Source organism: Vibrio breoganii, assembly GCF_024346795.1.
GTDB classification, from domain to species: domain Bacteria; phylum Pseudomonadota; class Gammaproteobacteria; order Enterobacterales; family Vibrionaceae; genus Vibrio; species Vibrio breoganii.
The window spans coordinates 1,546,789-1,562,197 of record NZ_AP024864.1 but is presented as its reverse complement, the minus strand read 5'-3'; the positions used below and the strand labels follow the sequence as shown (position 1 = coordinate 1,562,197).

Here is a 15,409-nt window from a genome sequence, read left to right as displayed (position 1 = left end):
AAATCTATGAGCTCTGCATTTGAATTTGAGATTGCGGCCACTAGCGCTGTTTTTTCAAGTGATGTCCCTGTTGTTGAAGGCATTTATGACCTAACACCAGATCAAATGTTAATTGACCAAGCTGAGCACGAATCTGAGGTTCGTTCTTATCCACGTCGTCTACCCCTTGCTATCAAACGTGCTTACGGCGCGTTAGTTGAAGATACACGCGGCCAAATGTTTTTGGACTGCTTAGCAGGAGCGGGCACGTTAGCCTTGGGTTATAACCACCCTGAGATTAATCAAGCGTTGAAAGAGCAGCTCGAAAGTGGCTTGCCGTATCAAACACTGGACATTACGACTCAGGCTAAAGATACCTTTATTAAGCGCGTAAAAGCGTTTCTTCCAGAAGAGTTTTCTAAGAACTCTGCGATTCAGTTTTGTGGTCCTTCGGGCGCAGATGCTGTTGAAGCTGCGATCAAGTTGGCTAAGCAGACAACAGGCCGCAATACCGTATTCGCATTCCGTGGCGCTTATCACGGCATGACCAACGGCACTATGGGCATGATGGGTAACCTTGGCACGAAAGCGCGTCGCACCGGACTGATGTCTGATGTTCACTTTATGCCTTTCCCGTATAGCCTACGTTGCCCGTTTGGACTTGGTGGTGATGCCGGTGCTAAAGCGAGCATTCGTTATATTGAACGTCTTCTTTGTGATGATGAAGCGGGCATCATGAAGCCAGCGGCTATCTTCGTTGAACCTGTCCAAGGTGAAGGTGGTGTTATTCCAGCACCTGCGTTCTGGCTACGCGAACTGCGCCGCATCTGTGATGAGCACAATATCCTGTTAGTGCTGGACGAAATTCAGTGTGGTGTGGGTAAAACCGGTTACCGCTTTGCCTTTGAAGAAGCGGGCATTTCTCCTGACATTCTATGCCTATCTAAGGCTATCGGCGGCGGCCTTCCTATGTCTCTACTTGTGTTTAAGAAAGAGAACGATACATGGAACGCTGGCGAGCATACAGGCACCTTCCGTGGAAACCAGCTGGCAATGGTATCGGGTGCTAAGGCACTAGAGATCATTGAACGTGATAGCCTAGTTGAGCATGCAGCAAAAGCCGGTCAGTACCTAAGAGAAGGGCTTGAAGCAATTCAACGCCGTGTGAACTGCATAGCTGAAGTACGCGGCAAGGGCTTGATGCTTGGTGTTGAAATCGTTAAGCCTAGCGGTGAGCGCAATAAGTTTGGTGAGCGTGTGGCCGATGGAGAGCTGACTCTTGCGATCCAACGTGCGGCGCTAGAGCGCGGCTTGATGGTAGAAAAGGGTGGTCGTGATGGCAGCGTCATTCGCTTCTTGCCACCAATTATCATCTCTTACGCTCAGATTGATTTTGCTCTCAAGACTATGGAGCAAGCGATTCTAGCGGCGGGTGGCTCTTTGGTCGACCCTGAGCCAAGCAACAAGCAATGGCAAAAGCACTTTATTCATACTGGCGCACAAGGCGCAGATGAGTTTGCTAAAGTCATGCATCACACGGTAGATGCAATGAAATCTGTATTTGAAGCGGTCGATAAGCCGTATTCTGGTATGGACCCTAAGGCGCTAGAAGCTCAGATCAATCAGATTGACCTAGATGCTGGAAACCAAAACCTAACTGACGTTATTGATAATGCCTCAGATTTGGTTGCCAAAAATTCAGTCATGGTCCAGCACCCTAACTGCATTGCGCACCTACATACTCCACCGTTAATGCCAGCCGTTGCAGCGGAGGCGATGATTGCAGGTCTTAATCAGTCAATGGACTCATGGGATCAAGCTTCTGCAGCTACCTATGTAGAGCAGAAAGTGGTGAATTGGCTTTGCGAGCAATACCAGATGGGTGAGAACTCAGATGGCGTATTTACCAGTGGTGGCACTCAAAGCAACCAAATGGGTCTACTACTCGCGCGCGATTGGTTTGCGGACGTTACTAGCAAGCACTCTATCCAAAAGCTAGGTAACCCAGACTATGCAGATAAGCTTCGTATAATCTGCTCAGACAAATCACACTTTACCGTGCAAAAATCTGCAGCCTGGATGGGCCTTGGTGAAAAGTCAGTGATCTGCGTGAACACCTTTGACGACGGCACAATGGATACTGAAGCACTTGCTGAAACCATTGCCAATGCAAAGGCTGAGGGCTTAATGCCGTTTGCGGTTGTGGCAACTGCGGGCACGACCGACCATGGCGCTATCGATGATATTCAAGCAATGGCAAGTATTGCAGAGCGTGAAAACCTTTGGCTTCACGTAGATGGCGCTTATGGCGGAGCTCTAATCTTGAGCAGTCATAAAGATCGTTTGAAAGGCATTGAGAAAGCAGATTCAGTATCGGTGGACTTCCATAAGCTGTTTTATCAAACCATCAGCTGCGGTTCTTTGTTGGTGAAAAACAAGCCTAACTTCGATTACCTGCTGCACCACGCCGATTACCTGAACCGTGAACACGATGAGCTACCAAACCTTGTCGACAAAACCATGGCGACTACTAAGCGATTTGATGCGCTTAAGGTTTACATGACCATGCAAAACGTCGGCCCTAAAGCGCTAGGTGCCATGTACGATCACCTGATAGAGCAAACTCAGCAAGTGGCGAAGATGGTTCAGCAACACGAGATGTTTGAGCTGTTAGCTGATCCTGCACTGTCGACAGTCTTGTTCCGCTGTAAGCACTTAGATGCGTCTCGTTTAGACAAACTGAATCAGAAAGTGCGTATCGAGGCTTTAGTGCGTGGCGTAGCGGTATTAGGTGAGACTGTGGTAAACGGTCACTCAGCGCTGAAATTTACAATTTTGAATCCGTGTCTGACCTTGTCAGATTTCGAAAAACTATTAAATGACATTGATAAGCTAGCGGTAGAGCTAGCGGCACAATAAAGGAAAGTAACAAATGGCAGTTTTGCAAATTGGTGCAGGTGGTGTTGGTTGGGTTGTTGCGCATAAAGCGGCACAAAACAACGACGTATTGGGTGACATCACTATCGCTTCTCGTACCGTCGCTAAATGTGACAAGATTATTGAATCGATCAAAGGCAAAAACAACCTTAAAGATCCGTCTAAGAAACTAGAGTCTCGCTCTGTAGATGCTGACGATGTTGCTGCTCTTGTTGCGCTTATCAATGAGGTAAAACCTGACCTAGTGATCAATGCTGGTCCTCCGTGGGTGAACATCACCATCATGGAAGCCTGTCTACAAGCTAAGGTTTCTTACCTAGATACGTCTGTAGCGGTAGACTTGTGTTCTGAAGGTCAGCAAGTACCGCAAGCTTACGATTGGCAGTGGGGCTTCCGTGACAAGTTTAAAGAAGCGGGTATCACCGGTATTCTAGGCGCAGGTTTTGATCCTGGCGTAGTCAGCGTATTTGCCGCTCACGCAGTGAAGCACCTATTCGATGAAATCGACACTATCGATGTGATGGATGTTAACGCTGGCGATCACGGTAAGAAGTTTGCAACTAACTTTGATCCAGAAACGAACATGCTTGAGATCCAAGGCGACTCTTTCTACTGGGAAGATGGCGAATGGAAACAAGTAGGCTGTCATGAGCGTATGTTTGAGTTTGATTTCCCGCTAGTAGGTAAGCACAAGGTTTACTCTATGGCGCACGATGAAGTGCGTTCTATGCAAGAGTTTATCCCGGCAAAACGCATTGAGTTTTGGATGGGCTTTGGCGATGCATACCTGAACTACTTCAACTGCATGCGTGATATCGGTCTGCTTAGCCCAGACCCTCTAACTTTGCATGATGGTACGGTTGTACAGCCTCTGCATGTTCTTAAAGCACTACTGCCAGACCCAACGTCACTAGCACCGGGTTACACAGGCAAAACTTGTATTGGTACTTGGGTTCGCGGTACTAAAGATGGCAAGCCACGTGGCGTATTCATCTACAACAACGCAGATCACGAAGTGGCTTATGAAGACGTTGAGCACCAAGCGATCTCTTACACTACTGGCGTTCCAGCAATCACAGCGGCACTGCAATACTTCCGTGGTAAGTGGGCAGACGCTGGCGTATTTAACATGGAGCAGCTGGACCCAGATCCGTTCCTAGAAACCATGCCTGAGATTGGTCTAGATTGGCACGTTCAAGAGCTAGATCCAGAGCAAGCACCAGACATTCAAGTTCTTAAGTAGAGCTTGAATCTCATTTTCTAGTATTAAAGCCGGTAGTGATGCCGGCTTTGTTCGTTAAGAGACTACGATTTTATGAACCATTCTCAGTTGCAAACACCTTACTTCATGATTGATGAAGCAAAGCTTATTCAAAACCTTGAGACGGCAAAGAAGCTTAAAGAGCTATCGGGCGTGAAATTGGTTTTAGCGCTTAAATGCTTCTCGACATGGGGAGTGTTCGACATTATTAAGCCTTACCTTGACGGCACCACAAGCAGTGGTCCTTACGAGGTGAAGCTAGGTTACGAGACCTTTGGCGGTGAGACTCATGCTTACAGTGTGGGTTACACAGAGCAAGACGTTATTGAAGTCGCTGATATTGCAGACAAGCTGATCTTTAACTCTCAAAGCCAGCTGGCTCACTATCGCCACTTGGTTGAGGGCAAAGCCTCTCTGGGTCTGAGATTAAACCCTGGAGTGAGTGTTGCAGGGCAAGATCTTGCAAACCCTGCGCGCCAATATTCACGTTTGGGTGTACAGGCAGACCAGATTGATCCTGCTGTGTTTGAAACCTTGCAGGGTGTGATGTTCCACATGAACTGTGAGAACAAAAGCGCCGATTCATTCATTGCGTTACTAGACGCGATTTCTACTCAGTTTGGCCACTACCTAGATAAGATGGAGTGGGTGAGTCTTGGCGGTGGGGTATTTTTCACTTGGCCAGGCTATGAGCTTGAGAAACTAGCGTCAGCCCTAAAGGCATTTTCTGACAAGCACGGCGTTCAATTGTATTTAGAACCGGGTGAGGCGATCATTACCAAGACTGCCGATCTTGTGGTGACGGTTGTCGACATTGTTGAAAACGAGAAAAAAACAGCGATTGTTGACTCGGCAACTGAAGCGCATCGCTTGGATACGCTCATCTATGATGAACCTGCATCTATCCTTGAGGCGACGGAAGGCGCGGAGCACCATTACGTTATCGGCTCATGTTCTTGCCTAGCGGGTGATCAGTTCTGTGAAACGCAATTCTCGCAGCCTCTTAAGATAGGCCAGCGCCTGCATATTTTGGATAGCGCAGGCTACACCATGGTGAAGCTTAATTGGTTTAACGGTATCAAGATGCCGTCAATCTATTGTCAGCGTGCAAGTGGTGAAATAGTGAAGCTTAATGAGTTTGATTATTCAGACTTTAAACGCTCGCTATCACAGTGGTCAGTGTAATTTAAATATAATGAAAGAAGAGCAGTGAACCTGCTCTTTTTTTATTTCATTTACCAGTGAACTTAGGTATTTTGTAGTCTTCGTTTTACGGTTTCTGGTCAATCTCGTCATGCCTCAATCACAAATCAAATTCATCGCCGCCGATATGGATGGCACACTCCTTGATGAACATAGTCAGCTCAATCCTGAATTCTTCGACATATTTGAAAAGCTCTACGACAAAGGGATCACTTTTGCGGCCGCATCTGGTCGTCAGTATTACAGCTTGATTGATATGTTTGCCTCGGTAAAAGACCGTATGATGTTCATCGCTGAGAACGGCACTATGGTGATGCATTTGGGGCAAGAGTTGTATAGTTGTGAGATCGACACGCCAAGCGTAAAAGAGATTATCAAATCTGCACGACAAATTGACGGCACCTATGTGGTGCTGTGTGGTAAACAGTCGGCCTATATTGAAACTGAAGATCAGCGCGCTTTAGATGAAATCAAAAAATACTATCATCGTTGCCAGTATGTCAGTGACCTTTTGGCGGTCGATGATGAGTTTATTAAGGTTGCGATCCTTAATTTTAATGGCTCTGAAGAGCTTATCTATCCCAGCTTTAGTGCGCAGTTTGGTGAGTCACATCAAGTCGTAGTCAGCGCGAAGATTTGGTTAGATGTCATGAACAAGCATGCCTCCAAAGGCGCGGCGATTAAACACCTGCAAAATACTTTGGGCTTCACATTTGAAGAAACGATGAGTTTTGGCGATTATCTGAATGATCTAGAAATGCTCAAAGAAAGCTATCACTCTTATGCGATGGCCAATGCACACCCTAAAATCAAAGAAGTTGCACGCTTCTGCGCGCCAAGTAATGTAGAAGCCGGTGTGCTGACAACCATTAAAGAAAAAGTGTTAAGAGCCTAGTTTTATCTTTGCTGAGTCATCAATTCTTTTATAAAGAGCAGTTTATCTGCTCTTTTTTGATCTGATAGCATCTGAAAACCGTGATCAGGAATTACGTTTATTTCTGTTTGTATGTCATATGCAAACGCGGATCTCGAAACAACATAGTTATGCCCGTTTAATTTCGCTACGGTGGATTTATACATAAGAGGGAATAACTAAGTGTTTATAAACAATGAGTAAAATCACCAGAGCTTTAGAGTACGTGAACGAACACTACACACAACGCATTACCGCTGATGAAGTGGCGAACTACTGTGGCTGTTCAGTGTTCTATCTACCAAAGCTATTTAGAAACCATATGGACATGTCCTATCAAGACTACCTAACCTTCAAGCGCATTGAGCACGCCAAAAAGCTCTTGGCAAAACCTGGTCATTGCAAGATTGCGGGAGTAGCGTATGACTCTGGCTTTGTTGATGACACCTATTTTTGTCGCATATTTAAGAAGAAGACCAGCCTAACGCCGACCCAATATCGAAGGCAGTATCTTGAAATACAAAAGCGCGAGCAAGAGATGTATACGGGGCGAGATATGGCTGTGCAGCAGTCGTTCTTACTGGAAGAGGCCTAGAGGTACTAATTCAAAAAAAACAAAGCCTTAATCATAAAATTCTGGAAAAAGAGTCATTCTCTCCTAGGCTATGAATACGACTTAGCTAAAGAAGTGAGGGGAAATGAAGGCTCAATCTATTTTCTTATTAGTTGCCTCGGCAGGCCTGCTACCAATCGCGCTTTCCTATGGCTTAATGCCAACACAATCTCTCTCTTTCCTGTTCAGCATTGATGCTGAACCGGTCAACGTTCGTCATATTTTCCGAGCAGTGATGGGGCTTTACTTAGCCCTGCTGTCATTTTGGATTATAGGGGCGCTGTATGAAAAGGTTCGCTTACCCGCATTGTATAGCCTGACGGTTTTCATGCTTGGGTTGGCCTCGGGTCGTCTACTCAGTTTAATTGTTGATGGGACACCTCATTGGCTATTGGTGGTGTATTTGATCTTGGAAGTTGGTTTTGGCGTTGTGGGTATCGCAATGATCAAGAAAAGTGAAAACAAAGCATAAGGAATCACTATGAAAAGGACGCTTCGCTGTTTGTCTTATCTTCTGCTCGGGTCGCTGTCTTCAGCGGTCTATGCTGCCCAAGACAAGCCCAATATCTTTGTTATTTTTACCGACGATATTGGCATCTCAAATCTAAGTGCTTATCACAATGGCGTGATGAGTAGTGACACCCCCAATATTGATAGTATTGCTGAAAAGGGGATGTTGCTCACTGACTACTACGCTCAGCCCTCTTGTACGGCAGGACGCTCCGCCTTTTTGACAGGGCAATTTCCGGTCAGAACTGGGATGCACTCTGTTGGGCTTCCTGGCGGACCAGTAGGACTGCATCAAGATACTCCAACACTGCCTGAAATTTTGAAAACCATGGGGTATGCAACAGGTCAATTTGGTAAAAATCACTTAGGTGATAGAGACGAGTTTTTGCCAACGATGCACGGTTTTGATGAATACTGGGGCTGGCTATATCACCTCAATGCCATGGAATACACTGAAGATCCGGATTGGCCTAAAGATCCGGCTTTTCAAAAGTTTGCCCCACGTAACGTTATTCACGCAACATCAGATGGTAAGGGTAATCAAACTATCAAAGATGATGGGCCGTTGACGATTGAACGAATGCGAACCTTAGATGATGAAGTAAACAAGCATGCTATTAACTTCATTGAGCGAGCAGTGGAAGCCGACAAGCCATTCTTTACTTGGTACTGCCCGTCAAGGGGACATGTGTGGACTCATCTTTCACCTAAGTATGAAGCCATGCTTGGGCAAAATGGTTGGGGATTGCAAGAAGTAGTCATGAAGGACTTGGATGATCATGTGGGAGAGATGCTCGCTAAGCTTGAAGAGTTAGGAGTAGCGGACAATACCATTGTGATGTTCACCGCGGATAACGGCCCTGAGATCATGACTTGGCCTGATGGTGGTATGACGCCATTTAAGAGTGAGAAGGGTACGACTTGGGAAGGGGGCGTTCGCGCGCCAGCACTGGTCAGTTGGCCTGGTAAGATCCCGGCAGGAACCGTGAATAACGGCATATTTGATGGCATGGATTGGTTGCCAACCTTTGTTGCCGCTGCTGGTGGCCCGCAAGATCTGAAAGAGAAGATGCTAACGGGGCATGAAGGCTTTAAGGCGCACCTTGATGGTTACAATCAAATAGAAATGTTGACCAAAGATGGTGAATCAAGTCGTAAGGAGATCATCTACTACGAGCGAGACAATCTACAAGCGGTACGTTACCAAGATTGGAAGGCACACTTTGTCGTGCAAAATGAGGGATGGAGCGGTCCTAAAGAAGAGTTGAACGCACCTTTGTTATTTAACTTAAGACGCGACCCTTACGAAAGAGCAGCAGAAGAATCTGGAATGTATCTGAAGTGGATGGGAGAAAAAATGTGGGCCTTTGGACCAGTGCAAGCCGCGGTTGCGCAGCACAAAGCGACATTTAAAGAATGGCCAGCCTTAACACCAGAATCACCAGCGCAGAGAAACGGTGGAGTTGGTAACTAACGCCGTTAAAACTATAAAAGCTCGCTTTCATAAGCGAGCTTTTTCGTTTTATCTAGCTAAACTAATGTTCTAATAAGCTAGGGTTGCCTTTCAAGCCTCGACAACAACTCGAGTGTCTTCGCTAAGTGATTCTAGTTCTCGTGTTACATCATCAACATTAAGTTCTGCTGGCAACTTCAACGCCAATTCAGCTGTGAACAGGCTGGAACTTACACCGCCACCACCGGCGATAAACACACGATGACAGTCCATATCTAAGATACTGATACCTTGACCATCAAGGACTTGGGTTATTTCATTGACGATACCAGCTCGATCGGTAGAGTCGACTCTGAGGCTAAATATCTCCTCTTTGTCGTGCAAAGAGGCATCAGCATCAGTGAACTGACAGACAATATTCTCTGTGCTACTGAACGCGCTCTTAACGGTTTCTGCGTTGTTCGCTGGTAAATCAACCTTGATCACCCCAGCAACTTGTTGGTCGATGAAGTTAACCTTACTGATCAGCCACTTGCCGCCGTTTTCGTGGGTGATTGCGGAGAGGCGCTTAATCGTCGATGGCGATGCAGTGCCGATGAAGTTCACGATAAATGTAGTATGCATGGTGGTTCCCCCCACAGTTTTGATAAGTCTATGAAATTCAAAACTAAATAATTGATATCTCTAGTTTAGAAAACATTACCAAGGCTTGCATGATATTGGTCAAGAATTCACTCAACACATTGATTTTAATGTGAGAACTTAGATCTCAGATGTGTCTAATTTGCTTATAAGTGCTCCAACCACTGGCTATTAAGGGCAGATCTTCTATAAATAGGGTGAGATTTTGTGGAGAACCTTTTATGCTACGCAAGTTTATTTAAGGAAGTGAATATGATTATAAAACCTCGAATTCGTGGATTTATTTGTACCACAACACACCCAGTGGGCTGTGAAGCTAATGTAAAAGAACAAATCGCTTACACTAAAGCGCAAGGCCCAATTGCGAACGCACCTAAACGTGTTCTAGTAGTGGGTTCTTCAAGTGGCTATGGTCTATCTTCTCGTATTGCTGCTGCTTTCGGCGGTGGTGCTGCGACAATCGGTGTATTCTTCGAGAAGCCGGCAACAGAAAAGAAACCAGGCACAGCGGGCTACTACAACGCTGCGGCTTTCGACAAGCTAGCTCATGAAGAAGGCTTGTACGCAAAAAGCTTAAATGGTGATGCGTTCTCAAACGAAGCAAAACAAAAAACGATCGACCTTATCAAGGAAGACCTTGGTCAGATTGATATGGTGGTGTACTCACTGGCTTCTCCAGTGCGTAAGTTGCCAGAAACTGGCGAGTTGATCCGTTCATCTCTTAAGCCAATCGGCGACACTTACACCTCTACTGCGGTCGACACCAACAAAGACCAAATCATCGAAGCAAGCATTGAGCCTGCGACCGAAGAAGAAATTGCAGATACCGTTACTGTAATGGGTGGTGAAGATTGGGAATTGTGGATCAATGCTCTTTCTGAAGCGGGTGTATTAGCTGACGGTTGTAAGACTGTGGCGTACAGCTACATCGGTACTGAGCTGACATGGCCAATCTATTGGGACGGTGCTCTAGGCCGCGCTAAGATGGACCTAGATCGTGCTTCAACAGCATTGAACGAAAAGCTATCTGCTACTGGCGGTACAGCAAACGTTGCAGTACTTAAGTCTGTTGTGACGCAAGCAAGCTCGGCTATTCCAGTGATGCCTCTGTACATTGCAATGGTATTTAAGAAGATGCGTGAAGAAGGTGTACACGAAGGTTGTATGCAGCAGATCTACCGCATGTTTAGCCAACGCTTGTACAAAGCAGATGGCACTGCCGCTGAAGTCGATGAGAGCAATCGTCTACGTCTAGATGATTGGGAACTTCGTGAAGACATCCAGCAGCACTGTCGTGATCTATGGCCTCAAATTACCTCTGAGAACATCAGAGAGTTGACTGATTACCAAGAGTATAAAGACGAGTTTTTGAGCTTGTTTGGTTTTGGTGTTGAAGGCGTGGATTATGAAGCTGACGTTGATACGCTAGTAGACTTTGACGTTATCGATATCTAATTAGCGGTACCTAAAATACAGTGAAGCCCCAGTTGTTCTTTGAACGACTGGGGCTTTTTTTGTGTCTAGCCAACTCGTTTTAATTCTAACGAAGCACCAATTTGCTGGTTATTTTATGAGCTATCCTTGTGGTGGGCTGATACAAAGCAGGTGCAGAGTATGAAAGTCAAAGTAGCGATATCGCAAAAGCCACCAGTACTGTTGGAATTGGAAAATAGTATTGAGGTTGCTTTAAACATTATTGAAGAGGCTGCCGAGAAGGGCACCCAGTTATTGGTTTTTCCCGAAACCTTTTTACCCGGTTATCCGACGTGGATATGGCGGTTAAAACCAGGTGGAGACATGGCGTTGGGAAATGAAATTCACAGCAGATTGCGCAGTAATGCCGTTGATTTGCATCATGGAGGATTGAATAAGATTTGTGGTGCTGCGAAAGCGCACAATATGGTCATTGTTATAGGGTTCACTGAACTTGATTCCGAACATAGTGGTAGTACCTTATATAATTCCGTCGCGGTTATTGATGCTGATGGCACTATAGTGAATCGTCACAGAAAACTCATGCCGACCAATCCGGAAAGAATGATTTGGGGTATGGGTGATGCGTCCGGATTGCATGTTGTTGAAACAGCAGTGGGTCGAGTAGGCACTCTTATTTGTTGGGAGAATTATATGCCTATGGCGAGATACGCACTGTACGCTCAAAACATCGACATTTATGTGGCGCCAACATGGGATAGTGGCGAGACTTGGTTAGCGTCAATGAATCATATAGCTCGAGAAGGGGGGTGTTGGGTATTGGCAACCGCGACAGCGCTTCATGGCCGAGATATACCTGAGAATTTCCCTAGTGGTAGTGAGCTGTTCAGTAAAGAAGAGTGGATTAATCCTGGAGATGCAGTTGTTGTTAAACCTTTCGGTGGAGTAGTAGCAGGCCCTTTGCATGAAGAGCAAGAGTTATTGTATGCCGAAATTGAAACAGAAGAGTCAGCGAAGTCACGAAAAACTCTTGATGTTTCAGGTCATTATAACAGACCGGATATATTCCACTTTGAAGTTGATAGGCGTTCTATGGCTCCTGTAACCTTTTGGGATGATGGGGACTTTGAATAGACTATAATTACTTGGATAAGAATACGTTTCTTAGAAGCAGAATAAAGGTTAAGAAAGGACTTCTCAATAGACCGCGTATTTGTGTTATTGCAGACGATTTAAGAAGCGCAAGATAGATTTGGGTACCTTGCCTTGTCGTATAAATCTCTTCGACTTAGGAAATTGACTATGTCTAGTATCGATTGTCGAGATTACCCTGGAGAAATAAACTGTTCTGTAGCTTTAGCCGCAGACTACAAAGAAGAGTTACTGTTAGCGGTGGTTGAGCACGGTAGTAAAGTGCATGGATATGAAGACACCCCAGAGTTTCGTGAGCAGATAGTGAAAGAATTTAAAGAAGGCACACCTCCAGTGTAAAAATTCTGAAGTTTAGTTTTGCCGTCTCAGTGAGACGGCTTTTTTGTGAATTAGCAAAGTCAACAAAGCCCCTGTACAGGCGACAGTGTATGATGCTGGAGAGAATAGACCCCGCAATTCTCTGTATTATGGGGTCTATTATAAGTAATAACTTAGAAAATAAGGTGCCCGCACAAGGCAATAATCGGTAGTGTGATTAGTGTTCTCAACACAAAAATGGCCATTAGTTCGAATACATTTACCGGAATCTTACTTGATAGAATCACAGAGCCGGTTTCTGACATGAAAATTAACTGTGTGATAGATAGCGCAGCAATGACAAACTTTGTAAGGTCGCTGTCAATGCTAGAAGCCGCAATAATCGAAGGGACATACATATCGGTGAAACCCACTAGAACCGTTTCCGCAGCGGCTGTTGCTTCAGGAAGGTTTAGCATTTCCAATACTGGTACAAAAGGAGCACCCAACCAAGTGAATATCGGAGTGGCTTCTGCAATGATCAAACCTACAGTACCGACAGCCATAACCACAGGTAAAACGCCAAACATCATATCCAGTGCGCTGTGTAATCCCTCTTTTGCCACTGACGATAAGCTCTTCACTTTACTCGCTCTTTCAAGAGCGAGTTGGTAACCAAACTTAACCGCAGATTGTCCTTCAGGGATTAGTTCATCATTGCTGTTTGGCTCAGTGCCATCAATATAGGTATCTTTTTTGTAGCTCAGTGGTGGCAAGAACTGAATAATCATTGCCGCTACCACACCTGACAAACAGATAGTGGCATAAAAAGGCACAAAGTAATTTTCCAAGCCTACTTGTGTCAGCACAACCAGTGAGAAAGAGATACCAACAGGTGAGAACATAGTTGCGACAACGGCAGCTTCACGAGTAGTGTATTTTTTCTGCTCATACTGTTTGCTCGTAAGAAGAACGCCCACGGTGCCGTCACCAAGCCAAGAAGAAATGCAGTCGATAGCCGCTCTACCAGGAAGACGGAACACCGGGCGCATGACTTTACTTAGTAGAGTGCCAAGAAGTTCAAGTAAACCAAAGTTTAACAATAGCGGTAGTAGCAAGCCTGCAAAAAAGAAGGTAACAAATAATGAGGGCAGGAGATCATGCAATACCAATCCACCAGTATTACCATTCCATATTAACTCAGGACCAACTTGATGCAGTGCAGCTAGCGTGAACAAAGCGCCTAGCACTCTTACTGCAACCCAAGACGGAGAAAGAACAAAAAGGCGGCTGAGCAGAGTTGATTGGACAATAAAGTTAGGCTTAAGGACGTTCGCAACTAAAGTGGCAAAAGCGGAGAAGCAAATTACTGCGGTAACAGTAGGTAAAATGGCATCTCCAAGTACACTCTTCACACCTTTCGCCATCAATGCCAACGGGAAAGTGAAGCTATCCGCTACGTTCAGCGGTGCCAAAAAGAAAAACAAACCCAATAGGGAAGGGATAGCAAACATCAATACGTTTCTTTTGTTATTAACCGTATTGTTCGCTACTAAAATATCGCTCATCTACAACCTCATGATGACTATTTATTCACTTAATGTGAATCTTAAAACGTTGGTTGCGATTCTACACAGTAAGGTTAAGTGCGCAAGAAATTATTTATATAAATATGCATTTTAACTGAATTTAAAGTCACTAGATGTTGGTTGTGTCTGTGGTGTTACTGGAGTGTTTCGGCTTGGTTTTGGTTATGTTTGTTTGATGGGTTGGTTTTGGTGTTCTAATGGTAAATAAAAAGACCCTCAATAATTAGTATCTAATTACTGAGGGTCTCTGTTTATTGTTTATGACAAAGCCATAAAAATGCAACTTCTAATCAATCAAGCCATATTCTTTGCTTAAGATTTCAACAATCTCAGACTTTGGATTGGAGCTTAGTTTGATGGCATTGCCTGTGATCTTTTCGGCAATATTGGTATACGTTTTTGATAGATCCATCATCGCTGAAAGTGGCAGTTCATTATCGTTTGCCAATGCTTCACGCTCGTTCATGCGGTCTTTGTTTAAGAGGATATCTGGATCTGGGAAGTGGTTAAGCAAAAACTGACGGAAACCTTCTTTAGAGTTTTCCACAACTTCACCATTCTTATAAGCTTGCTCATCCCAAATACGAGAAGAATCAGGCGTACCTACTTCATCCATGTAGATAAGCTTTTCATTTCCTTTGCTATCCGTTACGTAACCAAACTCAAATTTGGTGTCGACAAAGATCTGTCCAATCTTGGCAAGTTCGTTGTCGATAACGTTGAAGCCTTCTTTGAGTAGCACTTCGTATTGATCGACATCTTCTTTAGCTAGGAAGTTGAACGAGGCATAGTTGTCCAGCAGATCTTGGCGTGTGATATTGACGTCATCAACTTCAGGAACATTAGGTATGCCCTTTAAAATGCCTTTAGTCGATGGAGTAATCAGTAGGTCTTGTAACAAGCCATCTTTAATTAGGCTTTCAGGTAAATCAATACCACAGAAATTACGTTCGCCTTTCTCATAAGCACGCCACATAGAGCCTGTGATGTATTTTCTGCAAATGGCTTCAACCATCACCGGTTTAGCTTTTTGTACAATCCAAACTAGGGGGTGGGGGATATCGAGAATGTGGCTATCTGCTAGGCCATTGTCTTTAAACAGCTTGAACCAGTGATTTGAAATTGCGTTCAAAGCTGCGCCCTTACCAGGAACACCTTTTAGGTTCTCTTCACCATGCCAAATACAATCAAATGCTGAGATACGATCGCTAATAACCATGATAGCCAAAGGTGCATCATCAGACACATCATAGTTTTTTTCTTTGATTAAGCGACGGCTATCTTCATCAGTTAGCCAATATACAGAACGCACCTTACCACTGTGAACAGGCTTGTCCGTGCGGATAGGCAGGTCATCGTTAACGTCTAATACTTGGTCAGCAAGATTCATAATTTATACCTAATAGGGCAAATACTGATGCGAATA

The 15,409-nt window shown here is 44.9% G+C and carries 13 protein-coding genes; 10 read left to right on the top strand and 3 right to left on the bottom strand.

Annotated elements, in window-relative coordinates:
• The first annotated feature begins 6 nt into the window (after positions 1-6).
• The 7 genes from OCU35_RS07285 (at position 7) to OCU35_RS07255 (ending at position 8,890) form a co-directional block, all read left to right on the top strand.
• Positions 7-2,898, top strand: coding sequence for a pyridoxal phosphate-dependent class III aminotransferase (locus OCU35_RS07285; protein WP_261825084.1), 2,892 nt, complete (start codon positions 7-9; stop codon positions 2,896-2,898).
• 13 nt (positions 2,899-2,911) lie between these two features.
• Complete coding sequence (locus OCU35_RS07280; protein ID WP_017027550.1) at positions 2,912-4,159, top strand: carboxynorspermidine synthase; 1,248 nt, start codon at positions 2,912-2,914, stop codon at positions 4,157-4,159.
• 72 nt (positions 4,160-4,231) lie between these two features.
• Positions 4,232-5,362 (top strand): carboxynorspermidine decarboxylase, encoded by a 1,131-nt coding sequence (nspC, locus tag OCU35_RS07275; protein WP_102454811.1) that lies wholly within the window; start codon positions 4,232-4,234, stop codon positions 5,360-5,362.
• A 109-nt stretch (positions 5,363-5,471) separates the two neighbouring features.
• Entirely contained in the window at positions 5,472-6,275 is an 804-nt protein-coding gene (locus OCU35_RS07270) for a Cof-type HAD-IIB family hydrolase (RefSeq protein ID WP_261825083.1), read from the top strand.
• Positions 6,276-6,489: 214 nt separating this feature from the next.
• Positions 6,490-6,888: a helix-turn-helix domain-containing protein gene (locus OCU35_RS07265; protein ID WP_065599495.1), complete on the top strand. Its 399-nt coding sequence runs from the start codon at positions 6,490-6,492 to the stop codon at positions 6,886-6,888.
• Positions 6,889-6,991: 103 nt separating this feature from the next.
• Positions 6,992-7,378 carry a DUF4345 domain-containing protein gene (locus OCU35_RS07260; RefSeq protein ID WP_017030748.1) on the top strand — a complete coding sequence of 129 codons (387 nt, stop codon included), beginning with the start codon at positions 6,992-6,994 and terminating at the stop codon, positions 7,376-7,378.
• Between the two features lie 9 nt (positions 7,379-7,387).
• The gene (locus tag OCU35_RS07255) at positions 7,388-8,890 is read left to right on the top strand and encodes an arylsulfatase (RefSeq protein ID WP_261825082.1); all 1,503 of its coding nucleotides are present in this window, start codon (positions 7,388-7,390) and stop codon (positions 8,888-8,890) included.
• Between the two features lie 90 nt (positions 8,891-8,980).
• Here OCU35_RS07255 and OCU35_RS07250 read toward each other — a convergent pair whose 3' ends face one another.
• Positions 8,981-9,493 carry a glycine cleavage system protein R gene (locus OCU35_RS07250; protein WP_017030746.1) on the bottom strand — a complete coding sequence of 171 codons (513 nt, stop codon included), beginning with the start codon at positions 9,491-9,493 and terminating at the stop codon, positions 8,981-8,983.
• Between the two features lie 270 nt (positions 9,494-9,763).
• Between OCU35_RS07250 and fabV the strand changes: the two genes are divergently transcribed.
• The 3 genes from fabV to OCU35_RS07235 all read left to right on the top strand — a co-directional run bounded on the left by fabV (position 9,764) and on the right by OCU35_RS07235 (position 12,436).
• Positions 9,764-10,966 (top strand): enoyl-ACP reductase FabV, encoded by a 1,203-nt coding sequence (gene fabV, locus OCU35_RS07245; RefSeq protein ID WP_017030745.1) that lies wholly within the window; start codon positions 9,764-9,766, stop codon positions 10,964-10,966.
• Between the two features lie 159 nt (positions 10,967-11,125).
• The gene (locus tag OCU35_RS07240) at positions 11,126-12,079 is read left to right on the top strand and encodes a carbon-nitrogen hydrolase family protein (RefSeq protein ID WP_102377029.1); all 954 of its coding nucleotides are present in this window, start codon (positions 11,126-11,128) and stop codon (positions 12,077-12,079) included.
• A gap of 168 nt (positions 12,080-12,247) precedes the next feature.
• Positions 12,248-12,436, top strand: a complete 189-nt coding sequence (locus tag OCU35_RS07235; RefSeq protein ID WP_261825081.1) for a DUF1059 domain-containing protein — start codon at positions 12,248-12,250, stop codon at positions 12,434-12,436.
• 152 nt (positions 12,437-12,588) lie between these two features.
• On the opposite strand, the gene OCU35_RS07230 is transcribed toward OCU35_RS07235, so the two are convergent.
• Positions 12,589-13,962 (bottom strand): YjiH family protein, encoded by a 1,374-nt coding sequence (locus OCU35_RS07230; protein ID WP_261825080.1) that lies wholly within the window; start codon positions 13,960-13,962, stop codon positions 12,589-12,591.
• Between the two features lie 307 nt (positions 13,963-14,269).
• A complete protein-coding gene (locus OCU35_RS07225; protein ID WP_017030741.1) occupies positions 14,270-15,373 on the bottom strand; it encodes a phosphoribosylaminoimidazolesuccinocarboxamide synthase in 1,104 nt (367 codons plus the stop codon).
• Between the last annotated feature and the right edge of the window lie 36 nt (positions 15,374-15,409).

Excerpts from the sequence above, each read along its gene's own strand:
- OCU35_RS07240 (WP_102377029.1), top strand. The coding sequence starts at position 11,126 with ATGAAAGTCAAAGTAGCGATATCGCAAAAGCCACCAGTACTGTTGGAA.
- OCU35_RS07235 (WP_261825081.1), top strand. The coding sequence starts at position 12,248 with ATGTCTAGTATCGATTGTCGAGATTACCCTGGAGAAATAAACTGTTCT.
- OCU35_RS07285 (WP_261825084.1), top strand. The coding sequence starts at position 7 with ATGAGCTCTGCATTTGAATTTGAGATTGCGGCCACTAGCGCTGTTTTT.
- OCU35_RS07270 (WP_261825083.1), top strand. The coding sequence starts at position 5,472 with ATGCCTCAATCACAAATCAAATTCATCGCCGCCGATATGGATGGCACA.
- OCU35_RS07225 (WP_017030741.1), bottom strand. The coding sequence starts at position 15,373 with ATGAATCTTGCTGACCAAGTATTAGACGTTAACGATGACCTGCCTATC.
- OCU35_RS07250 (WP_017030746.1), bottom strand. The coding sequence starts at position 9,493 with ATGCATACTACATTTATCGTGAACTTCATCGGCACTGCATCGCCATCG.
- OCU35_RS07265 (WP_065599495.1), top strand. The coding sequence starts at position 6,490 with ATGAGTAAAATCACCAGAGCTTTAGAGTACGTGAACGAACACTACACA.
- fabV (WP_017030745.1), top strand. The coding sequence starts at position 9,764 with ATGATTATAAAACCTCGAATTCGTGGATTTATTTGTACCACAACACAC.
- OCU35_RS07260 (WP_017030748.1), top strand. The coding sequence starts at position 6,992 with ATGAAGGCTCAATCTATTTTCTTATTAGTTGCCTCGGCAGGCCTGCTA.
- nspC (WP_102454811.1), top strand. The coding sequence starts at position 4,232 with ATGAACCATTCTCAGTTGCAAACACCTTACTTCATGATTGATGAAGCA.
- OCU35_RS07255 (WP_261825082.1), top strand. The coding sequence starts at position 7,388 with ATGAAAAGGACGCTTCGCTGTTTGTCTTATCTTCTGCTCGGGTCGCTG.
- OCU35_RS07280 (WP_017027550.1), top strand. The coding sequence starts at position 2,912 with ATGGCAGTTTTGCAAATTGGTGCAGGTGGTGTTGGTTGGGTTGTTGCG.
- OCU35_RS07230 (WP_261825080.1), bottom strand. The coding sequence starts at position 13,962 with ATGAGCGATATTTTAGTAGCGAACAATACGGTTAATAACAAAAGAAAC.